The sequence below is a fragment of the Sphingomonas sp. AP28 genome (genome assembly GCF_056680455.1).
In genome coordinates this window covers 50,602-70,105 of the sequence record NZ_CM155283.1, presented here as the reverse complement: position 1 = coordinate 70,105, position 19,504 = coordinate 50,602, and the positions used below count along the sequence as shown (strand labels likewise).

The window sequence follows — 19,504 nt, the reverse complement described above, 5'->3', positions numbered from 1 at the left end:
CGGAATCGTCCTTGCGTCAATTTAAGTAGCGGCCGGCGGGTCGCTGATCGACGCCGCGTGCATTGGGTACGCACGCGAAGCTCGACCGCTTCGACACATCGCCGCGACGGTATTCCGGCAGGGCCGGATAGGCGCAGACCGGCCGCTCCTTGGCGGGCTGGCTATCGCCGGCGGGCTTACGGGCGATTAGCATGGCTGGCGGCTTCCCGCCTTCGGTCCAGGCCACGAGCGTCATGAGCGCATCATTCTCCTGCGCCGGCGGCACCGCCGAGGTGAAGGGCTGGCCGATATCGGTGACGCCGGGGCCGCCGAAACAATGGCCCATGCCCGGCACGAGGAAGAGCCGTGCGAAATCCTGGTCGGAACCACCGGCACTCGCGCCGACCCGCTCGTAATAATTCACGACCTCGGCGAACGGCACGGCTGGATCGGCAAGCCCTGTGTAAAGCATCAACTTGCCACCATGACGCGCGAAATCGGACAGGTCCGCGTCGTTGGCATTGAGCATGCTGGCCAGCTGGGCGTCGACGCGATCTAGATCGGAGTCGAAGTTGAACCGGCTGGCCTCGAATGCCGGGCCGAGGGTCCAGCGGAACGGGTAGAATTGCTGGTCCGGCCAGGTTTTCGGATCGCCTTGCATTACCGGACCCAGTGGCTGGTCTTCGCTGCCCGGCGTCAGCCCCGCATAGATGCGCTCGCCGGTGCGAGGATTGGTCGGGCCTGCATACAACCGGCGAAGCGTTGCCACCTGGGGTGCGGTGACGCACGTGTCGGCCGACGTCCCCGTCCGGCAGACGGGCAGCGTCGCAGGGTCGAAGCCGCAGCGGCGCGGATCGGTCAAGAACGTGTCGCCAGGCGCACCGCCGTCCTTGCCGGCGCAACGGGCGATCACGGCGCGGCTGATGGTCGACCAGTGCCCCGCCGACAGCTTTGCCAAAGGCGATGCGTTGAGCGCGGCGTAGTTCCACAGGAAATAGCTCGCGGAATGAGTCCGGTTATTGCCCGTGTCGCCGGCAAGGATGCCGTCGTAATCCGACGGATAGCGCTGCGCCGCGCTAAGCGCCTGCTGCCCACCAGTGGAACAGCCTTCAAAATATGACCGGAACGATGCGACCTTGTAGTAGGCCGACACCATCGTCTTTGCGACGCGCGTCATCTCATGCGTCGCGCGATGGCCGAAATCGACCCAGCGTTCGGGATGGCCGATCGTGCCGTTGATGTCCGGTGCCGTCCCCATATCGGTATTGGCGACCGCGAAGCCGCGCTTCAGGCCCTCGATCATGCCCATCTCATAGGCGATCTGCCCTGCCCCGCCGCCGTTGCCGGTCCCGAGCAAGCGCCCGTTCCATTTCTGGAGCGGGAGCCAGATTTCGATACCGATCTGGCTGTCGGAAGTTGGCGTCGCAGTGGCCTTCACTCGGCAGAAGGCGGGCATCGATGCGACCCGCTGCGCCAGATCGGGCGCGATCGCCGACGCGGCGCCTTCGAGCCCCCCCGCTGCCACCGGCACTGCAGAGACGATATGCGCGCCCGTCAGCGTCGTGCGGGCGAGCGCTGAGCAGTCGGTCGCCTGTGCCGCCGCCGGCGCAGCGACCAGGGAGAGAAACCCGGCCGCGGCAAGTCCGGCGGTGCGTGAGGATAGGCTCATGGCGAGAACTCTCTTGTGAATTCGGGGGGCGTTACGCATCGCAATCGCTGTCCGTGACGGCCTTGCCCGCAATGATGTTGGCGTAGATCCTGGCGCTCAACTTGGGCGTGCGCTTCTGGGTGTCAAAGTCGACATGGATCATGCCGAAGCGGCTGCCGTAGCCGAACAGCCACTCGAGATTGTCGTGGCTCGACCACACATGATAGCCGCGCACGTCTGCACCGTCCTTCATCGCCGACTTTATCGCGCCGATGTGATCGACGAGATACCGGCACCGCTTGCGATCGTTGACCGCGCCATCGACCATCTCGTCGTCGCCGGGGAAACCGGCACCGTTCTCTGTGATGATGACCGACGGGTTGCCGTAATCGACGCGAATACGGTCGAGCAGCGCCTTGAACTGGTCCGGCCTGACCGCGCCGTTATACGCGGCGTAGGTGTCCTCCGGCACGAACATCTCCGCGGCATAGCCCGTCCCCGTGCCTGCACCCGTGCCCGCAGGCCTGCGGATGAACAGCGGCGAATAGAAGTTGATGCCGAGATAGTCGAAATGCGCCGCGCCGATCGTCGCCGCATCACCTGGGCGAATGTCGAGATCACCGCCCAGTGCGCGAGCCGCTTCCAGCACGTTGGCGGGGTAGCGCCCCTTGTACATCGCATCAAGGAACCACCGGTTCATCACGCCGTCGGCAAGCTCTGCCGCCTCTCGATCGCCGGCCGTGGCGCCCGGCGCCGTCAGCGTCGGAAACAGCGGCACCGCAAGCCCAAGATGACCGGTATAACCCTTATCATCGAAGGTCTTCTTGGCGGCGGCGGAGGCGAGAAGCAGGTGATTGAAGGTCCGCAGCGCGCCCGGCAGATCGCTGGCCGGCGGAACGATGGCGAAGTCCACCTTGGCGCCGGTGATCCGCTTTTCCGCGAGGATCTTCATCGCGCGCTCGACCAGAGGCTCGTTGACCAGGACGTACAGGTCGACCTGATCGTGGAAATTCGCGAACACCACCTCGGCATAATGCCGAAACCAGTCGACCGATGCGCGATTGTCCCACCCGCCGGCACGCGCCAGCGACAGCGGCATGTCCCAGTGATACAGCGTCAGCATCGGCTGGATGCCCGCCGCCTTCAGGTCGACGATGAACTGCCGGTAATGCGCGACAGCAGCCGGGTTCACCGGGCCTACGCCGTCGGGAATGATCCGTGCCCAGGACACCGAAAAGCGATAGCTCGTCAGGCCCATCCGCTTCATCAGCGCGATGTCCTTCAGATACTGAGTGCGGTCATAGAAGTTGATCGCGACCGCACCCGACATGCCCGGTCCGGCGAGGCTCAAATCGTCAAGATAATGGTCCCAGATCGATGGGCCCTTGGCATCGGCCGTGGTGGCGCCCTCGACCTGATACGCAGCCGAGGCGGCGCCCCAGCGGAACGGCTCGTCCTTGGGTTCTGCAAATGCGGGTTCGGCCATCGCCAGCATCAATCCCAAAGCTAGAAGTCGCCGCATTGGCCAACACCTCGTCTGTGCCGGGCGGGGACGATCATCGTCCCCGCCGACGTTTCGATTACCGCGAAAAACCAGCGAACGGCGTCAGATATTGCGCGCCGAAGCCATCGAGCTTCGCGCGAATTTCCGGGGTCGTCTCGCCATAGACGTACAGAGCGTCGATCGTGACCAGGTCCAGAAAGCGCTTTGCGAACGGCGAGAAGGTCTGCTCGACATGCGGCAGCAGGCCCTTGGTGCGATACTTCTCGACGATGTGGATCGCGGTGCGATCGGCGTTGACGACATATTCGTAGGTCGTGGTGTCGACTTCCTTCGACGTCGCCTCGACGATCTGCTCGACCAGCGCCTTGAACGCGTCATAGTTGGTCGGCTTGATCGTCAGATGATAGATCGAATAGATTTCGTCGTGCATGGTCTGTCCTTCGGATCGTGCCAAGTTGGCGCGGTGTTGCTGCCCCTATGTACGGCGGAACAAACCGCTATAAAGGTGCCAGAAGGCAACTCTAAGTGGAACGGATGTCTACCATGGCCGAGCAGGATCCCTTGCAGGGCGTGTCGGTCTTCGTCGCGGCCGCGCGTACCGGCAGCTTCACCCTCGCGGCCGAGCGGCTCGGGATCACCAAGTCTGCGGTGGGCAAGTCGATCGCCAAGCTCGAAGCGAGGCTCGGCACCAAGCTGTTCCACCGTACGACCCGGCTGAGCCGCCTGACCTCGGATGGCGAGGCCTATCTCGCCGCCTGCGCGTCGGCGATGGACGAGGTCACCAACGCGCAGTCCGCGCTGTCGTCGTCCGAACATATATTGAGCGGGCGCCTCCGGATCGACATGCCCGTCGCCTTCGGGCGCAGCGTGCTGCTGCCGATCCTGACCGACATCGCGCGCGCACACCCCGATCTAAACCTGGCGCTGACGTTCACCGACGCGACCAGCGACCTGCTGCAGGACGACGTCGATCTCGCCATTCGGTTCGGCCCCTTGGCCGACAGCAGCAATCTAATCGCGCGCCATCTGGTCGATCAGACGCGCGTGATCTGCGCCGCGCCCTCCTATCTCAATCGGCACGGGCGACCGAAAACCAGTGCCGACCTGCGGGGTCATCGCTGCGTGGTGGGCTCGCCAAAGGGCCCTCCCCTCGCCTGGATCGTGCACGAGGATGGCCAGGTCCGAAAGGTCACGCCCGCGGTTACGCACCAGATCAGTGATGGTGAGGCGATGGTCGATGCCACCGTCGCGGGGCTAGGCCTGTGCCAGGTGCCGATCTCGATGGTGCGCGAACGCCTTCGCCGCAACGAACTGGAGGCGGTGATGACGGATCTCTCCACCGTCCCGGTAGAGGTCCACGCCGTCTGGCCGCGTCGCGCGCACCTCACGCCGCGGGTCCGGCACGTCGTCAACCGGCTGGTCTCGGAGGCGGCGCAAGGGGCCCTGAGCTGAGTCCCTCTACCGGACGGTAGCGCCACGCTCTACTCAGAATAGCCACGTGGCTACTTCAAAGCGTCTGCGGCCTCCGTAAATCAGGGGCATGAACGCATTTCTGCGTCACCCCCTTTTACAGGTTCAATGCCATGAAGCTCTTCGTCTACGATCACTGCCCCTTCTGCGTGAAGGCGCGCGCCATTTTCGGGCTGAAGAACGTGCCTTTCGAACTCGCCATCCTGTTGAACGACGACGAAGACACGCCGGTCAGCATGATCGGCAAGAAGATGGCACCGATCCTAGAGCATGACGGGCGTTTCATCGCCGAGAGCATGGACATCGTCGCGCATGTCGACGGACTGTCGGGCACCAAGGTCCTGTCCGGCCCCCGCAACTCGGCTGTGGCGCAGTGGCTTACCGACGTGTCCGAGCCGCTGTTCCGGCTGGCGCTGCCGCGGTGGGCTTCCGCCGACCTAGAAGAATTCTCGACGCCCTCGGCGCGCGCCTATTTCATGCGCAACAAGGAGGCCGTGATCGGCAGTTTCAAGGATCACTTGGCCGCCAGCCCCGACTATATCGCCACGCTGAACGATCTCCTGCTGGTCCTGGAGCCGTTGGTCCTCTCGCCCGACGCAGTGAACGGCGTGCTCTTGGAAGATGACATCCACCTGTTTGCGAGCCTTCGCAGCCTGTCGATCGTGCGCGGGATCGTCTATCCGCCCTCCGTCGAGGCTTATCGCATTAAAATGGCCGAACGTACCGGCGTCGATCTCCATGACCGAGTCGCGGTTTGAACCGATCCCCACGACTAGCCGACTAAACGACGTCACAGCGGGAAGACCTAAAGTCCGCCGCTCGTGCAGGTTTGGCGCCAGCCGAAAGCGGAGGTTGGTTCAGGGCAATTTGCCCCCGCCACAAGACGCAAAGCGGACATTGCTGGCAGCGATTACCGTCCGAAAGCGGCCGGGCTGCTTACCTCTCCATTATCGTCACTCAGCGGCCGGATGTGTGGAAAACCCGGTCGCAATCACGACTGCGCGACAAATAGGCGTTTTCGGACAGGCTACCAGGCATTCCGACTATCCTGGCCTGCCGCAAACATACCGTTTTCCGACACCCTCAAAATCATCCGTGATCTCGCTTTACCCCGAGGTTCCTGACGCTGTTCGATGGCCCTGTCGGAAAGGTTGTGTTTTCCGACAGGGCACCGCGAGCACTCGGCGCTCAAAAGTGGCCGGGCTGTTTCCGCCTAATCGCAGACGTTCGGGATAGGTGAGCTCGGGTGCAAGAGCTGTCGTTTATTCACCTTGGCCGTTGCGAAGCCGTCGCGATGCTCGACAGGTCAGTGGCGGCGTCGATCGGTACGCCGGCGTCCTTCCGTTCCGAATACCGGTCGACCAGCTGAGCGGCGTGCGGGCGCAGCAGGATCGTGAAGCGGACCAGCTCCTCCATCACGTCGACGATTCGGTCGTAGTAGCTGGACGGCTTCATCCGGTCGGTGTCGTCGAACTCCTCGAACGCCTTGGCGACGCTAGACTGGTTCGGAATCGTCACCATCCGCATCCAGCGGCCGAGGACTCGCAGGGTGTTCACGCTGTTGAACGACTGCGATCCCGCCGACACCTGCATGACCGCGAGGGTGCGGCCCTGCGTTGGCCGCATCCCGCCCATCGACAGCGGCAGGTGATCGACCTGCAGCTTCATGATCCCGGTGATCTGGCCATGCCGCTCGGGGCTGCACCACACATGCCCCTCCGACCACATCGACAGCTCGCGCAGCTCGTGGACGGCCGGATGGTCGTCGCCGGCCACCTGGTCAGGCAACGGCAGGGTCGAGGGGTCAAAGATACGCGTCTCAGCACCGAAGAACCGCAGCAGGCGCGCAGCCTCTTCGACGCACATCCGGGAATACGATCGTTCTCGCAGTGAGCCATATAGCAGGAGGATGCGCGGGGGCGGGTCTCCCGCACCCAGTCCGATTGCTGGCCGGTCGAGTGCGAAGCGTCGATCGAGGGCGGGCAGGTAGTCGGGATCAGAGAGCGTGCGTACGGGCATCAGGCGGCGTGTCCTGTAGGGTTTGTTCGATGAGGCGGCATCAGGCGGCACCGAGCCGCAGCGCGAGGGCGGCGAGTGTCACCAGCAGCACCGGGACGGTTAGGGTCGCACCGATCCTGAAGTAGTAGCCCCAGCCGATGCGGATGCCCTTCTGCCCAAGGACGTGCAGCCAGAGCAGCGTCGCGAGCGAGCCGATCGGCGTGATCTTCGGGCCGAGGTCGCAGCCGATGACGTTGGCGTAGATCATCGCTTCCTTGACCGCGCCGGTGGCGTGGGTCGCGTCGATCGACAGCGCGCCGACCAGCACTGTCGGCATGTTGTTCATCACCGACGACAGGAATGCGGCGATGATGCCGGTGCCGAACGTCGCGCCCCACACGCCGCCCTGGGCGGCGCGATCGAGGAGACCGGCGAGATGATCGGTCAGGCCGGCGTTTCGCAGGCCGTAGACAACCAGGTACATTCCGAGCGAGAAGATCACGACCTGCCACGGCGCTCCGCGCAGCACCTTGCCGGTCTCGATGACGTGGCCGCGCGCGGCGACGACGAGCAGCAGGACCGCGCCGGCAGCGGCGACGGCGCTAACGGGCACGCCGATGGGTTCGAGCAGGAAGAAGCCGGCCAGGAGGGCGGCGAGGACGACCCAGCCAGCCCGGAACGTCGCCCGATCACGGATCGCGTCGGCTGGTGCGCGCAGCTGCGCCACGTCGTAGCTGGTTGGCACGTCACGACGGAAGAACAACAGCAGCACGATCAGCGTCGCGGCGATCGACGCGAGATCCACCGGCACCATCACGGACGCGTAGTCGGCGAAGCCGATGCGGAAGAAGTCGGCCGACACGATGTTGACCAGGTTGGAGACGATCAGCGGCAGGCTGGCCGTGTCGGCCACGAAACCGGCCGCCATGACGAACGCGAGCGTCGCCCTGTCGCGGTAGCCGAGCGCCTGCAGCATCGCGATGACGATCGGCGTCAGGATCAGCGCCGCGCCGTCATTGGCGAACAGCGCCGACACGGCCGCGCCGAGGAGGACGATCAGGACGAACAGCCGTCGACCGTGCCCGCCGCCCCAGCGGGCGACGTGCAGCGCCGCCCACTCGAAAAACCCGGCTTCGTCCAGCAGCAGGCTGACGATGATGATCGCGACGAACGTCGCAGTCGCGTTCCAGACGATGCCCCACACCACCGGAACGTCGGACAGCGAGACCACCCCGACGAGCAGCGCAACACCGGCACCGCCCAGCGCGCTCCACCCAATGCCGAGGCCTCGGGGCTGCCAGATGACGAGCGCGATCGTGACGGCGAAGATGGCGAGGGCAAGGAGCATCAAGCGATGCGCTGTCCGGATGCGTCCACCACCTGTTCGCCGTCCTCCTTGGCGAACGCACCCCGCTGCGGCTCTGGCAGCAGATCGAGGACGGCTTCGGACGGACGGCAGAGCCTAACGCCGAGGGGCGAAACGACCAGCGGCCGGTTGATGAGGACCGGGTGCGCGATCATGGCGTCGAGCAGTGCGTCGTCGGTCAGCGAGGGGTCACCGAGGCCAAGCTCGGCGTAGGGCGTGCCCTTCTCGCGCAGCAGGTCCCGGGGCGTGATGCCGGCTCGGTCGGCCAGCTCGACCAGCATTGCGCGGGAGGGCGGGGTCTCCAGATACTCTACGACGTGCGGCTCGATGCCAGCGTTGCGGATCATCGCCAGCGTGTTGCGCGACGTGCCGCAGGCGGGGTTGTGGTAGATCATGACGTCGACGGCCATGGCGCATCCTTTCAGCAGCATGGGGAGAGTTCGGCGAGGAGCGGTGCGCACAGCGCGGCCGAGCCGGCGCAGCAGTCCTTGACCAGGAACAGCGTCAGCGCCCGAAGGCCGTCGAGGTCGGCGCGGTATATGATCGACCGGCTGTGCCGCTCGGATTGGACGATGCCGGCTCGGGCGAGGATTCCGAGATGCGCGGACATGGTGTTCTGCGGCACGTCAAGCTGGCGGGCGATCTCGCCCGCCGCCATGCCGTCCGGCTCATGCCGGACCAGCAGGCGGAACACGTCGAGGCGGGTACCCTGGGCGAGCGCACCAAGGGCCGCGATGGCTAAATCACTATCCATGCATCCAGCATAGCGGATATATTTGATTTTGCCAGCCTACGTCTAAGGTGCGCTATTTTGCATCTACGGGTGCCAAAGCGCACCCTCTGCTTTCCTTCCCATCATCGCCATTCGGCGATCAGATATGTGAAAAAGCCCAGTTGCAATCACGACAGTGCAACAAACAGGTGACTCGGACGCCTGCCTTTCGAGCGTCGCAAAACGCCGACGCTAACCTCGATTAGCGACTATCGTGCGTTTTAAGACAGATAACTACGCGTTCGTCAGTAGCGCACTGGCACCCGAAAACCTCAAACGACGCGATGGTAGTTTGCTCATTGATAGGAGGGGCTATTCGCAGACCCGATTAGACTCCACACCGTGATGAAGATCGCTGCGGCAACGGGTCCGATTAGCAGGCCGTTGAAGCCGAACGCCGCCAGCCCACCTAGGGTTGTAACCAGAACCAGAAAGTCCGGGATGTTTGTCTCCCGGCCGATTAAGATCGGCCGCAGCACATTGTCCACCGACCCGATCACGAGAAGGCCAGACGCGGTCATGATCAGACCGTGCCACATGTCGGCTGCCGCGAAGAGATAGATCGCGACTGGAACCCAGACGATGCCGGTGCCAACCGCCGGCAACAGGGACGAGAGCGCCATCACGACTGCCCATAGAAGCGCGTTGGGCACACCGAGCGCGGCCATGATGATGCCGCCAACCGAGCCCTGTGCCGCCCCGACGAGGACGCCACCTTTAACCGTAGCGCGTACCACGGTCACGAAACGATCGGCGAGCAATTGACGATCGTCCGGTTTAAGCGGCACGACGTTGCCGATGCTGGTCGTCAGCGACCGCCCATCGCGGAGCAGGAAGAAGGTCAGGTAGAGCATTGCGGCAAGCGACAGGAGGAAGCTCGCCGCACTTTGGCCGATTGTCAGTGCGTGCGACGCCAAGATTTGCAGCCGCGCCGTGATACCGATCGACAGCTGTTCGCGAAGGGAATCGAGGTCGGTTACACCGGTCCGCCGCATCAACCCTGCTATCCATCCCGGCAGCGTCGCTTGGATACGTTCGAACGTCGCGGCGATGTCGATCTGACCAGACTGGATCTGCGTGTAGATCGTGCCCGCCTGGTCGAGCAGGAACATTGACAGCGCGACACCCGGCACGACGCCCATCGTGACGACCACGAACAGCGTGAGGATCGCTGCGAGATTTCGCCGCCCGGTAAAGCGTGAGAGGATGCGGTTGTTGAGCGGCCAGAACATGATCGCCGCCACCACGCTCCAGAGGATCGCGCCGAGGAACGCCCAAACTGACCATAGGAACACGACGGTCACGGCAACGGCGACGACGCCGAGGGCCAAATGCGCCAGCGTCAGGTTGGGTCGCTGGCGGCGCTCTGCGCGGCGCGTGTCCCGCAGAGCACCCACCGTCATGCGACCACGCCGGCATCGGCGGTAATGCCGATGTGTGCGGCATCGATGCTCCGCCCTAATGCCATCTTGGCAAGGACATCCTCCTGAAGCGCGGGATCGTGGGGCATCATAGTCTTCTTGTAGGAATGGGCGAAACCGTTGAACCGGCTGCCCGAGCCCCCCGATGTAACGCCTGGCGGCTGACCGCCTAGTATCGGGAAATACGTGCGCGACAAAAGGGATCGCGCACCGTGATCGGTGTCGGCGCGCATCTCATGCAGAAGGCACTTACGTGTTTCCCGAGCCTGCGATGGCCGTCCTTGACGGTCTAGAAGCGTCGACAAAGGTGGTCGCAATGCCGATCGCCTACCCGCACTCACCGCAAGGGATCCACCGTGATCGAACTCGTCACCACTCGCCCGGGCAGCCCCATGGCACCCGCGCTACCGCTGCACGACGCGGACTGGAGCGCCGACCTAACCTCGCGTGCCGGCTACCATTTCCACGTGCGTCCTGCAGCGCCGGCGGACGAAGCGGCCCTCGCCGAATTCTTCACCCATGTCGACAAGGAGGATCTGCGGTTCCGCTTTCTCAGCGCGGTCCAGAAGGTCGGGCACGATCAGCTTAAGGCGCTGGTGACGCTCGATCATACCCACACCGAAAACTTCCTGGCGATCGAGAGCGGCACCGGCCTGGTCATCGCGACCGCCATGCTCGCCGCGGACGAGACATTGACCCACGCCGAGGTCGCGGTCGCGATCCGGTCGGACTTCAAGCGCGGCGGGATCAGCTGGACGCTCGTCGAGCATGTCGTTCGGTTCGCCCGGTCCAAGGGCATCAAGACGCTTGAATCGGTCGAGAGCCGCGACAATTATCAGGCGATCAAGCTGGAGCGCGAGATGGGTTGGTCCGCTTCGCCCTGCCCCGGCGACTCCACGCTCATCGTGCTGCGCATGGCACTCGAACCCCAGGCCGCCTGAGCGGACGGCGATCCTTACCACTGGCATGATCGCTGCCGTCCGACACCGCCTACCAGCCCACGCCTGAACGCAGGAACATCACGATGGTCAATTCAATCCTTTCCCCCGATGCGCGCGCGCTGGTCGACGAACGTGCAGCGGAGCCGGTCGTGCATCATATCCCCAAGGGCTTTTCCGACCGGTTCGCGCTCGGCTTCACCAAGCTGCTGCGGTTCAGCGCCGATACTTTCTTCGCCAAACGCTACGGCCATCGTGCCATCGTGCTCGAAACGGTCGCAGCCGTGCCGGGCATGGTCGGGGCGATGTTCACCCATCTGACCTGCCTGCGGCGGATGCGTGACGACGAGGGCTGGATCCGCACCCTGATGGAGGAAGCGGAGAACGAGCGTATGCACCTGATGACGTTCATCGAGATCGCCAAGCCGACATGGTTCGAGCGAATGGTAATCCTGGGCGTTCAGGGCGTGTTCCTCGTCGGCTTCTCCATCCTGTATCTGGTCTCCTCGCGCACCGCGCACCGAGTGGTGGGTTATTTCGAGGAGGAAGCTGTCACCAGCTACACTCTTTACCTTCAGGAGATCGACGAAGGCCGGTCACCCAATGTCCCGGCGCCAGCGATCGCCAAGCACTATTGGCAAATGGCCGACGATGCGACGCTACGCGACGTCGTGCTTGTCGTCCGTGCAGACGAGGCCCATCACCGCGACGTTAATCATGGCTTTGCCAGCACGCTGGGCGGCAAACCGGCTGATCCGAGCAGCATCGCACCTTACCCGCTGCACGCGACCCAGCTTGCCGTCGGCGGTTGATCTACTGCCCGAAGCCGCATTGGTCCACCTCATTGAGATTGAGGATAGCACCGAGCGGACTCGCAGCGAGCGAAGTGCGCACTACCGTTCGTGACAGGGGATCCAAGCCCGTGTCATCCGTCACGCCGCTGATAGCGAGGATGGGGCGGGTGCCATCCTGAAGCTAGCCAAGGAAGTGGGCGCCAGCCTGCCGGTCGTGCCCGCCTATCCTCACTCGCGCACGGCCGAGTTTCTGCTGGGCGGCGTCACCCAGACGGTCCTCTAGATCAGCCACATTCCCCTGCTGCTGGCGCACTAGCGCTTTCGATACGGACCGATCCTTCGAAGGAGCTACCGCTTGTCCAATGCCGCATTTGTCGATCGTCTTGCGATCGTGCTGCGCCCCGATCCCTCGCGGGTCGTAATCCGACCCTACGTCCCAGGTTCCGACGACGATCATGCGCGGGCGCGACGGATCGCGTCGCGCGTCATGGCACTTGATGACGCTACGGTCGCGATCGAACTTTACGATCTGACCCGCGACTTTGCGGGGCACCATGCCGAGGTCGAGCCGGTGTTCGCGCAGCGTTACGCCGAGGTCAAAGGCGTTATCGGTCATGATGATCCGATCGGCGAGGAGCGAATTTTGCTGATTGGCGCCTATTTCTGCCAGGAATATGGCTACGAGGCAGCCGCCCTTTTCAACCCCAGCATCGTGCCGCATTCTAACCAGACGGGGGTTCCCGAAGGGTCGGTGCGTTTCGTCCTGTCATTACGCGCCGTCGGCGAGGGCCATGTCTCCTCGATCGCATTCAGGACGGGTGTGTGCAACGCGTCTGGCGGAATCGTCCTTGAGCCACGGGGCGCCCGCGCGACTGTCCCAAGGATCACGGATGCCGCTTTGGGCAGCTCGCGACCCGCTGGCGTCCGCATGCAGTGCGAGCCTGGGTACGCGCTGTCAGAGATCGTCATCTTCCCCTCGACCCCTGCGCAGCGCAACGGGATCGAGGATCTGCGCCTCGTCCGCTTTGCCGACGATGACGGGACGGTGTCGTGGCTCGGCACCTATACCGCGTATAGCGGACAAGGCATCCGCCAGGAGCTGCTGCGGACCGCCGACTTCTGCACCTTCGCCCTAGATACGATCCACGGGGCGGCCGGCGCGGGCAAGGGAATGGCGCTGTTCCCGCGGCGCATCGCCGGCCGCTACGCCATGCTCGGCCGCGCCGACAACGAAACCATCTCACTGGCCTATTCGGACGACCTGTACGACTGGCCGCTCGGCAAGACGATCATCGAACCGCGATGGCCATGGGAGTTTGTGCAGATTGGCAATTGCGGCTCGCCCATCGAACTCGCCGAAGGCTGGCTGGTACTGACCCACGGGGTCGGGCCGATGCGAAATTATGCGCTGGGCGCCTGCCTGCTCGATCGTGACGATCCGTCCAAGCTGCTCGGGCGAATGACCCGGCCACTGGTTCGTCCCGATACGACGGAACGCAAAGGCTACGTCCCAAACGTCACCTATAGCTGCGGCGCGCTCCTTCATGGCCGCACGCTGGTCTTGCCCTACGCCGTTGCCGACAGCTTCACGACGTTCGCGACCATGCCGGTCGATAGCCTGCTCGCGGCGATGCGATGAGCGCGCCCGGACGACCGATATCGGCTGTGGCACGCCATTAGATCACGGGAAAGGACGCAGGAAATGTTCGTAGAAGGAATGCTCGAAAGCGGGTGCGCGACGCTGGTGACTATCGGTGGCGAACAGCCGTTGATCAAGGCAGCGGGACAGCTCGGCGCCGGGACCGATATCCTTGCCGTCGTCGGATCAACCGGAACGCTGCTCGGGATACTTACCAAGACTGACGTCGTGCGTCAGATGGCCATGTGCGGCGGTACAAGTTGCCGCCGAGCCGTCTCCGCCGTGATGACCACGACCGTGACCAGCTGCATCGCATCCGATCCCCTGCAGCATGTGGCCGACTGTATTAAGCGCCATCACCTGAAAAACATCCCGGTGATCGATGGCGAGGGGCGGCCGATCGGAATGCTGACGGCCCGTTCGGTGCTGCGCGTTCTGCTGGGCGACGCCAAGTATGAGGAAGCGCTGCTCGTCAACTACGTCAAAGGCATCGGTTACCGATGACGTCCGCTCAAGAAGCGTTCTCCAGCCGTAACAGTGGCGGCTAGGCCATCCGCGCCTGGGCAATCGCATCTGCATACGTCTCTGTTCGTGCAAGCAGGCCATGACGGTCGTCGATGCGCGCGCGTGTGAGCATGGCGATCACATCGGGTCGCGGGGTGCAGACGATCACGCGCGTGCCTGCTGTTCCTGCGCGACTGACCAGCTCGCCGATCGCCGCTGTACCGCTCGCGTCGAGCACCGGGACATTCTCCAGGCGGATGATCAGCACGCGCGGGATCCTTCCCAATTTGCGATAGGCGTCCATCAACCCTGCGGCCACGCCGAAGAAGAATGGTCCGTCGATCCGGAACACCTCGACATCTGCGGGCAACGCCGCGCGCTGATCGGCCTCGTCCGTGCCGGTCGTATCGCCGCTGTCGATGCTGACCGTGTCGCTCATCCGCGCCACAAACAGGAGCGAGGCCAGCGTCACTCCGACCCCGATCGCGACCGTCAGATCGACGAGCACCGTCAACGTGAAGGTTAGGAGCAGGATGGCCCGGTCGCTGTTCGGCATGCGCATCAGCTGAAGAAAACGATCATGCTCGCTCATGCCCCAGGCCACGACGAACAGGATCGCGGCCAGTGCCGCCATCGGCACGAAGCCCATCAGGTCGGCACCGAAAATCAGGAATACGAGGATGAAAACGGCGTGTAGCATGCCGGCAACCGGCGTCTGCGCGCCGGCCTTTATGGCGGTTGCGGTCCGCGCGATTGCGCCCGTTGCCGGAAGGCCACCGAACAGAGCGGATGCGATGTTGGCAAAGCCCTGCCCGACCAGCTCCTGGTTCGATCGGTGTCGCGATCCGATCATTCCATCAGCCACCACGGCGGACAACAATGCCTCGACGCCTGCCAGGAAGGCGATCGTGAAGGCAGACGGCAGCACGGCTTGCACCTTGGCCAACGTCCATAGCGGCAGCGCCGGCATTGCAATGCCGCTGGCCATGCCAGGAAAGCGCGAGCCGATCGTCTTGACGGACAGGCCGGTCGCCAACACGAATATGGATGCGAGCACGACGGCGACGAGGAATCCCGGTATTCTGGCCGATATCCGTCGCAGGATCAGGATCGTCGCAAGTGCCCCTACCCCGACCGCAACCGTCGCGGTGTCGACTGTCCGCAGCGCGCTGAAATACGCTCGCCATTTCGGTAGGAAATCGGCGGGAACTTCGGCCAGGCGCAGCCCGAGGAAATCGCGCACCTGACTGGACGCGATGATGACCGCGATCCCGGCGGTGAAGCCGGTGATGACGGTGTAGGGAATGAAGCGGATCAGATCGCCAAGGCGGGTGTATCCCGCAACGATCAGGATAATACCGGCAAGTAAGGTCGCCAGGATCAATCCGTCATAGCCGTGCTGGGCGATGACGTTGAAGACGACCACCACGAACGCGCCGGTCGGCCCGCCGATCTGCACGCGAGAACCGCCTAGCGCCGATACCAGGAACCCGGCAACGCTCGCGGTGATCAGACCTTTGTCGGGGGATGCGCCACTCGCGATCCCCAGCGCCATCGCCAAAGGGAGTGCCACGACGGCCACGGTCGCGCCGGCGACGGCATCCGCCCGCAGCTTGGCGAAGCCATAACCTTCCCGCATCGTCGTCACGAGCTTGGGAAGGAAAGTGCCCGGCGCGCGGTCAGCCATGTCGGGTGTGGCGCTGCCAGCGTGCCACGATCTGCTTGGTCGCTTCGGTCACGACGACCGTCGACACCGTTGCACCGAAGCAGAACCAGAGCGTCCGGTTCACCACCGGCGAGGTGCCGAGGATGCCACCCAACGGGGGCCAGAACATGGCAACGAGCTGCAGTGCGACTGCGATGCCGATACCCATCAGCAGCCACGGGTTGGAAAACAGCGGCTCGCGGAAGATCGAACGCCGCTCACTGCGCATGCACAGCACATAGACGTTCTGGAACAGTACGGTCATCAGCAGGACCGCGTTCTGAATTTCGGCGAGGGGATGCCCGTCCCGCCGCAGGACATAGACCAAGAAGAGTGCAAAGCCGGTCATCACCACGGCGGGCGGGATCATCAGCGCGATCGCGCTGCGATCGAGCAGCGGTTCGCCCGGCGCGCGCGGGGGTTGGCGCAACTCGTCGCCCTCCCCGCGGCCGAACCCCAGCATCACATCCTGCGCGCCGTTGGTAACGAGGTTGAGCCATAGAAGCTGGACCGCGGTCAGCGGCATCGGCAGGCCGAAGGCGACGGCGCCGAGGAACATACCGATCTCGGCCATACCCGTCGCCAGCAGGATGATAACGATCCGTCGGACATTGGCATAGGTCACGCGACCTTCTTCGACGCCGGCCACGATCGAGGCGAAATTGTCATCTGCCAGCACTAGATCGGCCGCACCGCGCGCGACATCGGTGCCAGCGATGCCCATCGCGACGCCGATATGCGCCGCCTGAAGCGCGGGGGCGTCGTTGACGCCGTCCCCGGTGACCGCAACCAGCTCGCCGCTAGCGGCCAAGATCTGGACGATCTCGAGCTTCTGGACGGGCTCGATACGCGCGAACACGCGGCCCGCCAGCACGAGCGTCGAGAGCTCTTCCGGCTTCTGCGTCAGCGCGCTCATCTGCGTGCCTGTCACCACCTGATCCTCGCGGACCTCGAGTCCGAGCCCGCGCGCGATCGTCAGCGCCGTGCCGGGATGATCTCCCGTCACCATGCGGACGCCGATACCGGCCTCGGCGCAGCGCGCGATCGCCTCGGGCACCTCCGGGCGGACCGGGTCGATCAACCCGATCCAGCCGAGGAAGACGAGACCGGTCGGGGACGCGGGGTCGACCGTCGCCGATCCATCCGACATGGCAACGGCGATAATGCGGTATCCGTCGCCTGCCATCGCGCTGGCCTTGGCGATCTTGTTGGTGTCGACCGGGCGGCACATCGGCCGGACGACTTCGGGCGCGCCCTTGGCGAACACGCGGATGCCCTGCCCTTCGTCGACCGCCACGGTCGAAAATTTGCGGGCTGGCTCGTAGGGCAGCCCTGCAATTCGGACGATCGCTCGGATCGCCGCCAGATCGGCGCCATTGTCCCGCGCGAACCCCAGGAGGGCAACATCGACGGTATCGCCGACCGGGATTCCATCGGCACCGAGCGATGCTTCGTTGCAGAGCGCGGCCGCACGGCTGATGGCAACAAGCGCGTCTGCATTCTCCGCCCACTCCGCGCGATCGAACGCCCGGCCGTCAGCCAGCAGGATGCGTTCGACCGAGAGCACGTTGCGGGTGAGCGTGCCCGTCTTGTCGCTGGCGATGATGGTGCAGGCGCCAAGTCCCTCGACCGCCGGGAGTGACCGGACGATGACCTTGCGCGCCGCCATGCGGCGTGTCCCCGCTGCAAGTGCGACGGTGACTGCGATCGACAGCCCTTCCGGGATCGCCGATACCGCAAGCGCGACTGCGAGCAGCAGGATCTGGTCGCCTGGGCGGCCTTGGACGAGCAGAACGATCGCGAACGGCACGATCAGCGCGATGCTTGCGATGCTGATCTGCCGCGCCAGCCGGTTGAGCCGCACGACGAGCGGCGGGGGTGTAGCCTCGGTGTCGCGCAGCGACGCGTCGATCGCGCCGAGGGCAGTGTCGGCACCGGTCGCCACGACGACGCCAGCCCCCCGGCCCTCGTCGATCATCGTGCCCGCGAGCAACATCGTCGTGCGGTCACCGGGTGGCGTCCGCTCGACGAGCGTCGCAGCCTCGTCCTTCAGGACCGCAACGGACTCGCCGGTGAAGGTCGATTGATCGACCCGCAGCGCCGCGCTCGATGACAAACGGATATCAGCGGGCACCGCCATACCGCTTTCCAACTCGACGACATCGCCGACGACAATGTCGCGCGTATCGATCACCGACACGGATCCCCCGCGGCGGACTGGCGCGGTATGGCCGATCATGTCGCGCAGGGCGGCGAGGCTGCCCGCAGCCTTGCCCTCCTGAAATGTACCGATGAGTGCGTTGACGATCAGCACGACGCCGATGAAGCCAGCGTCGGTCGTGTGTCCCAGGCCCAGCGACACGGCCGCTGCGGCGACGAGCAACCAGATCAGCGGGCTGTTGAACTGCCGCACGAACAGCAGGATGACCGAAGGCGTCGGCGGGGGCGCCAATTCGTTCAGGCCGTCCCGAACAAGGCGCGCGGTCGCCTCGTCAGGCTGAAGACCCTGATCGGACGTGCCGAGCCGCGCCGCGATGTCGGTACTCGACATCGTATGCCACGCGATGACCGGGGCGGTTTCCTCTCGTCTGTGGTCGACGATCATGGGCGGTCGGCCTCGATCACCGTCACCGCCTTGCCAGTGCCAGCGCTCGCCAGCGTTTCGCGCGTGACGAGCAATGTCGCCCCCGGCGTCAGCACCGTCGCCAACGCGGCACGGAAGCCATCGGGAAGCCGGCCCTTCGCCCGATCCGCGTCACTCAGCTCCCCGGTTCGAGTTTGCCCGGGCAGTGGCAATCGCAGCCAATGCTCTCCCCCGTTATCGATCGCCTGGAGGGTGAACGCCGCGGTCTCTTCGACCGGCGCCTCGAGGTCGATTGCGCTCGATCCGATTTCAACGCCGTTGCGCAAGACGACGACCCGACGGTCGCGACCGCTGATGACGATCGATACCGGACCGGTGGGAGCGCGCGCAGGGTTCCAGGTAAAGGTGCGGTCACCACCGGTCGCGCGCTCGTCGCGCTTCAGAACGCCAGGTGTCGCGACCACCACCGGAACCAGCGCGTCCTGCGTGATGACCACGGTGATGCCCATCTTGGTAATGCCGAACAGCAGCTTGGCAAAGGCTAGCGGCATCCGGATACAGCCATGCGAGGCGGGATAGCCCGGCAGGTTGCCGGCATGCATCGCGATCCCGCCCCAGGTCAGCCGCTGCATGAACGGCATGGCGGCATCCTTGTAGAGGTTGGACACATGGTCCGCGTCCTTCTGGAGGACGGTGAACACCCCCGTCGGCGTCGCAAAGCCCTTCGTACCCGTGGAGACGGTGGAAACCCCGATCGCGACACCGTTGCGATAGGCATAGGCTTTCTGGGTCTTGAGGCTGACGATGATCGTGACCGGGCCTTCGGGCGCGATCCCGGGTGCCCACAGATATTCGCCGGGCTTCAGCGCCTCGATCCTGCCGTCTGCGGCGGGGACCGGTAGCGTCTGCGCCGCGACGGCGATCGGCATCGACAGGGCGAAGGCGATCGCCATCGTCAGTTTGCCCGTCACGTCAGGTCGACCGCCGCAGTCAGCCTGGACACGATGCCAGCGCCCTTAACGATGCGCCGCTGGCGTCGATCCTTGCCCAGATCGGAGGCCAAGGAGTCTGACCGCGTGGCGCCATCGGCAAGGTGTAGAATGGGACGGCGCAGAACCGGGGCGGGGCCGTCCGAAGTGCGGTCGATGGTCATAGCTTCTCGGGTCCGATCTTGCGGCTGTT

General features: G+C 64.6%; 18 protein-coding genes. 6 read left to right on the top strand and 12 right to left on the bottom strand.

Going from position 1 to position 19,504, the window contains the following annotated elements:
* Positions 1–16: 16 nt before the first annotated feature.
* Genes AC1MH0_RS00335 through AC1MH0_RS00325 form a run of 3 tightly spaced genes read right to left on the bottom strand, consistent with a single transcriptional unit; the run spans position 17 to position 3,561 of the window.
* Positions 17–1,648, bottom strand: a complete 1,632-nt coding sequence (locus AC1MH0_RS00335; protein ID WP_480964173.1) for a tannase/feruloyl esterase family alpha/beta hydrolase — start codon at positions 1,646–1,648, stop codon at positions 17–19.
* 31 nt (positions 1,649–1,679) lie between these two features.
* Complete coding sequence (locus AC1MH0_RS00330; protein WP_480964172.1) at positions 1,680–3,149, bottom strand: glycoside hydrolase family 1 protein; 1,470 nt, start codon at positions 3,147–3,149, stop codon at positions 1,680–1,682.
* A 58-nt stretch (positions 3,150–3,207) separates the two neighbouring features.
* Complete coding sequence (locus AC1MH0_RS00325; protein WP_480964171.1) at positions 3,208–3,561, bottom strand: putative quinol monooxygenase; 354 nt, start codon at positions 3,559–3,561, stop codon at positions 3,208–3,210.
* Positions 3,562–3,674: 113 nt separating this feature from the next.
* Here AC1MH0_RS00325 and AC1MH0_RS00320 point away from each other — a divergent pair, with 113 nt between their 5' ends.
* A complete protein-coding gene (locus AC1MH0_RS00320) occupies positions 3,675–4,583 on the top strand; it encodes a LysR family transcriptional regulator (RefSeq protein WP_480964170.1) in 909 nt (302 codons plus the stop codon).
* A 131-nt stretch (positions 4,584–4,714) separates the two neighbouring features.
* Positions 4,715–5,359, top strand: a complete 645-nt coding sequence (gene grxB / locus AC1MH0_RS00315) for a glutaredoxin 2 (RefSeq protein ID WP_480964169.1) — start codon at positions 4,715–4,717, stop codon at positions 5,357–5,359.
* 508 nt (positions 5,360–5,867) lie between these two features.
* On the opposite strand, the gene arsH is transcribed toward grxB, so the two are convergent.
* The 5 genes from arsH to AC1MH0_RS00290 form a co-directional block, all read right to left on the bottom strand.
* On the bottom strand, positions 5,868–6,620 hold the full coding sequence (arsH, locus tag AC1MH0_RS00310; RefSeq protein ID WP_480964168.1) for an arsenical resistance protein ArsH: 753 nt from the start codon (positions 6,618–6,620) through the stop codon (positions 5,868–5,870).
* 40 nt (positions 6,621–6,660) lie between these two features.
* Positions 6,661–7,947, bottom strand: coding sequence for an arsenic transporter (locus AC1MH0_RS00305; RefSeq protein ID WP_480964167.1), 1,287 nt, complete (start codon positions 7,945–7,947; stop codon positions 6,661–6,663).
* On the bottom strand, positions 7,947–8,375 hold the full coding sequence (arsC, locus tag AC1MH0_RS00300) for an arsenate reductase (glutaredoxin) (protein WP_480964166.1): 429 nt from the start codon (positions 8,373–8,375) through the stop codon (positions 7,947–7,949). Before arsC ends, AC1MH0_RS00305 begins: the two co-directional genes overlap by 1 nt.
* Positions 8,376–8,386: 11 nt before the next feature.
* On the bottom strand, positions 8,387–8,719 hold the full coding sequence (locus tag AC1MH0_RS00295) for an ArsR/SmtB family transcription factor (RefSeq protein WP_480964165.1): 333 nt from the start codon (positions 8,717–8,719) through the stop codon (positions 8,387–8,389).
* A 314-nt stretch (positions 8,720–9,033) separates the two neighbouring features.
* Positions 9,034–10,140, bottom strand: coding sequence for an AI-2E family transporter (locus tag AC1MH0_RS00290; RefSeq protein WP_480964164.1), 1,107 nt, complete (start codon positions 10,138–10,140; stop codon positions 9,034–9,036).
* A gap of 410 nt (positions 10,141–10,550) precedes the next feature.
* On the opposite strand from AC1MH0_RS00290, the gene AC1MH0_RS00285 reads away from it, so the two are divergent.
* The 4 genes from AC1MH0_RS00285 (at position 10,551) to AC1MH0_RS00270 (ending at position 14,033) form a co-directional block, all read left to right on the top strand.
* Positions 10,551–11,099: a GNAT family N-acetyltransferase gene (locus AC1MH0_RS00285; protein WP_480964163.1), complete on the top strand. Its 549-nt coding sequence runs from the start codon at positions 10,551–10,553 to the stop codon at positions 11,097–11,099.
* An 83-nt stretch (positions 11,100–11,182) separates the two neighbouring features.
* Positions 11,183–11,908 (top strand): alternative oxidase, encoded by a 726-nt coding sequence (locus AC1MH0_RS00280; protein ID WP_480964162.1) that lies wholly within the window; start codon positions 11,183–11,185, stop codon positions 11,906–11,908.
* 337 nt (positions 11,909–12,245) lie between these two features.
* The gene (locus tag AC1MH0_RS00275) at positions 12,246–13,529 is read left to right on the top strand and encodes a glycoside hydrolase family 130 protein (protein WP_480964161.1); all 1,284 of its coding nucleotides are present in this window, start codon (positions 12,246–12,248) and stop codon (positions 13,527–13,529) included.
* 63 nt (positions 13,530–13,592) lie between these two features.
* Complete coding sequence (locus tag AC1MH0_RS00270) at positions 13,593–14,033, top strand: CBS domain-containing protein (RefSeq protein WP_480964160.1); 441 nt, start codon at positions 13,593–13,595, stop codon at positions 14,031–14,033.
* 40 nt (positions 14,034–14,073) lie between these two features.
* Here AC1MH0_RS00270 and AC1MH0_RS00265 read toward each other — a convergent pair whose 3' ends face one another.
* Genes AC1MH0_RS00265 through AC1MH0_RS00250 form a run of 4 tightly spaced genes read right to left on the bottom strand, consistent with a single transcriptional unit; the run spans position 14,074 to position 19,475 of the window.
* Positions 14,074–15,720, bottom strand: a complete 1,647-nt coding sequence (locus tag AC1MH0_RS00265; protein WP_480964159.1) for a SulP family inorganic anion transporter — start codon at positions 15,718–15,720, stop codon at positions 14,074–14,076.
* Positions 15,713–18,343: a cation-translocating P-type ATPase gene (locus AC1MH0_RS00260; protein ID WP_480964158.1), complete on the bottom strand. Its 2,631-nt coding sequence runs from the start codon at positions 18,341–18,343 to the stop codon at positions 15,713–15,715. The genes AC1MH0_RS00265 and AC1MH0_RS00260 overlap by 8 nt, the downstream gene beginning before the upstream one ends.
* Positions 18,340–19,293, bottom strand: a complete 954-nt coding sequence (locus AC1MH0_RS00255) for a L,D-transpeptidase (RefSeq protein ID WP_480964157.1) — start codon at positions 19,291–19,293, stop codon at positions 18,340–18,342. Before AC1MH0_RS00255 ends, AC1MH0_RS00260 begins: the two co-directional genes overlap by 4 nt.
* On the bottom strand, positions 19,290–19,475 hold the full coding sequence (locus tag AC1MH0_RS00250) for a hypothetical protein (RefSeq protein WP_480964156.1): 186 nt from the start codon (positions 19,473–19,475) through the stop codon (positions 19,290–19,292). Before AC1MH0_RS00250 ends, AC1MH0_RS00255 begins: the two co-directional genes overlap by 4 nt.
* Positions 19,476–19,504 lie beyond the last annotated feature (29 nt).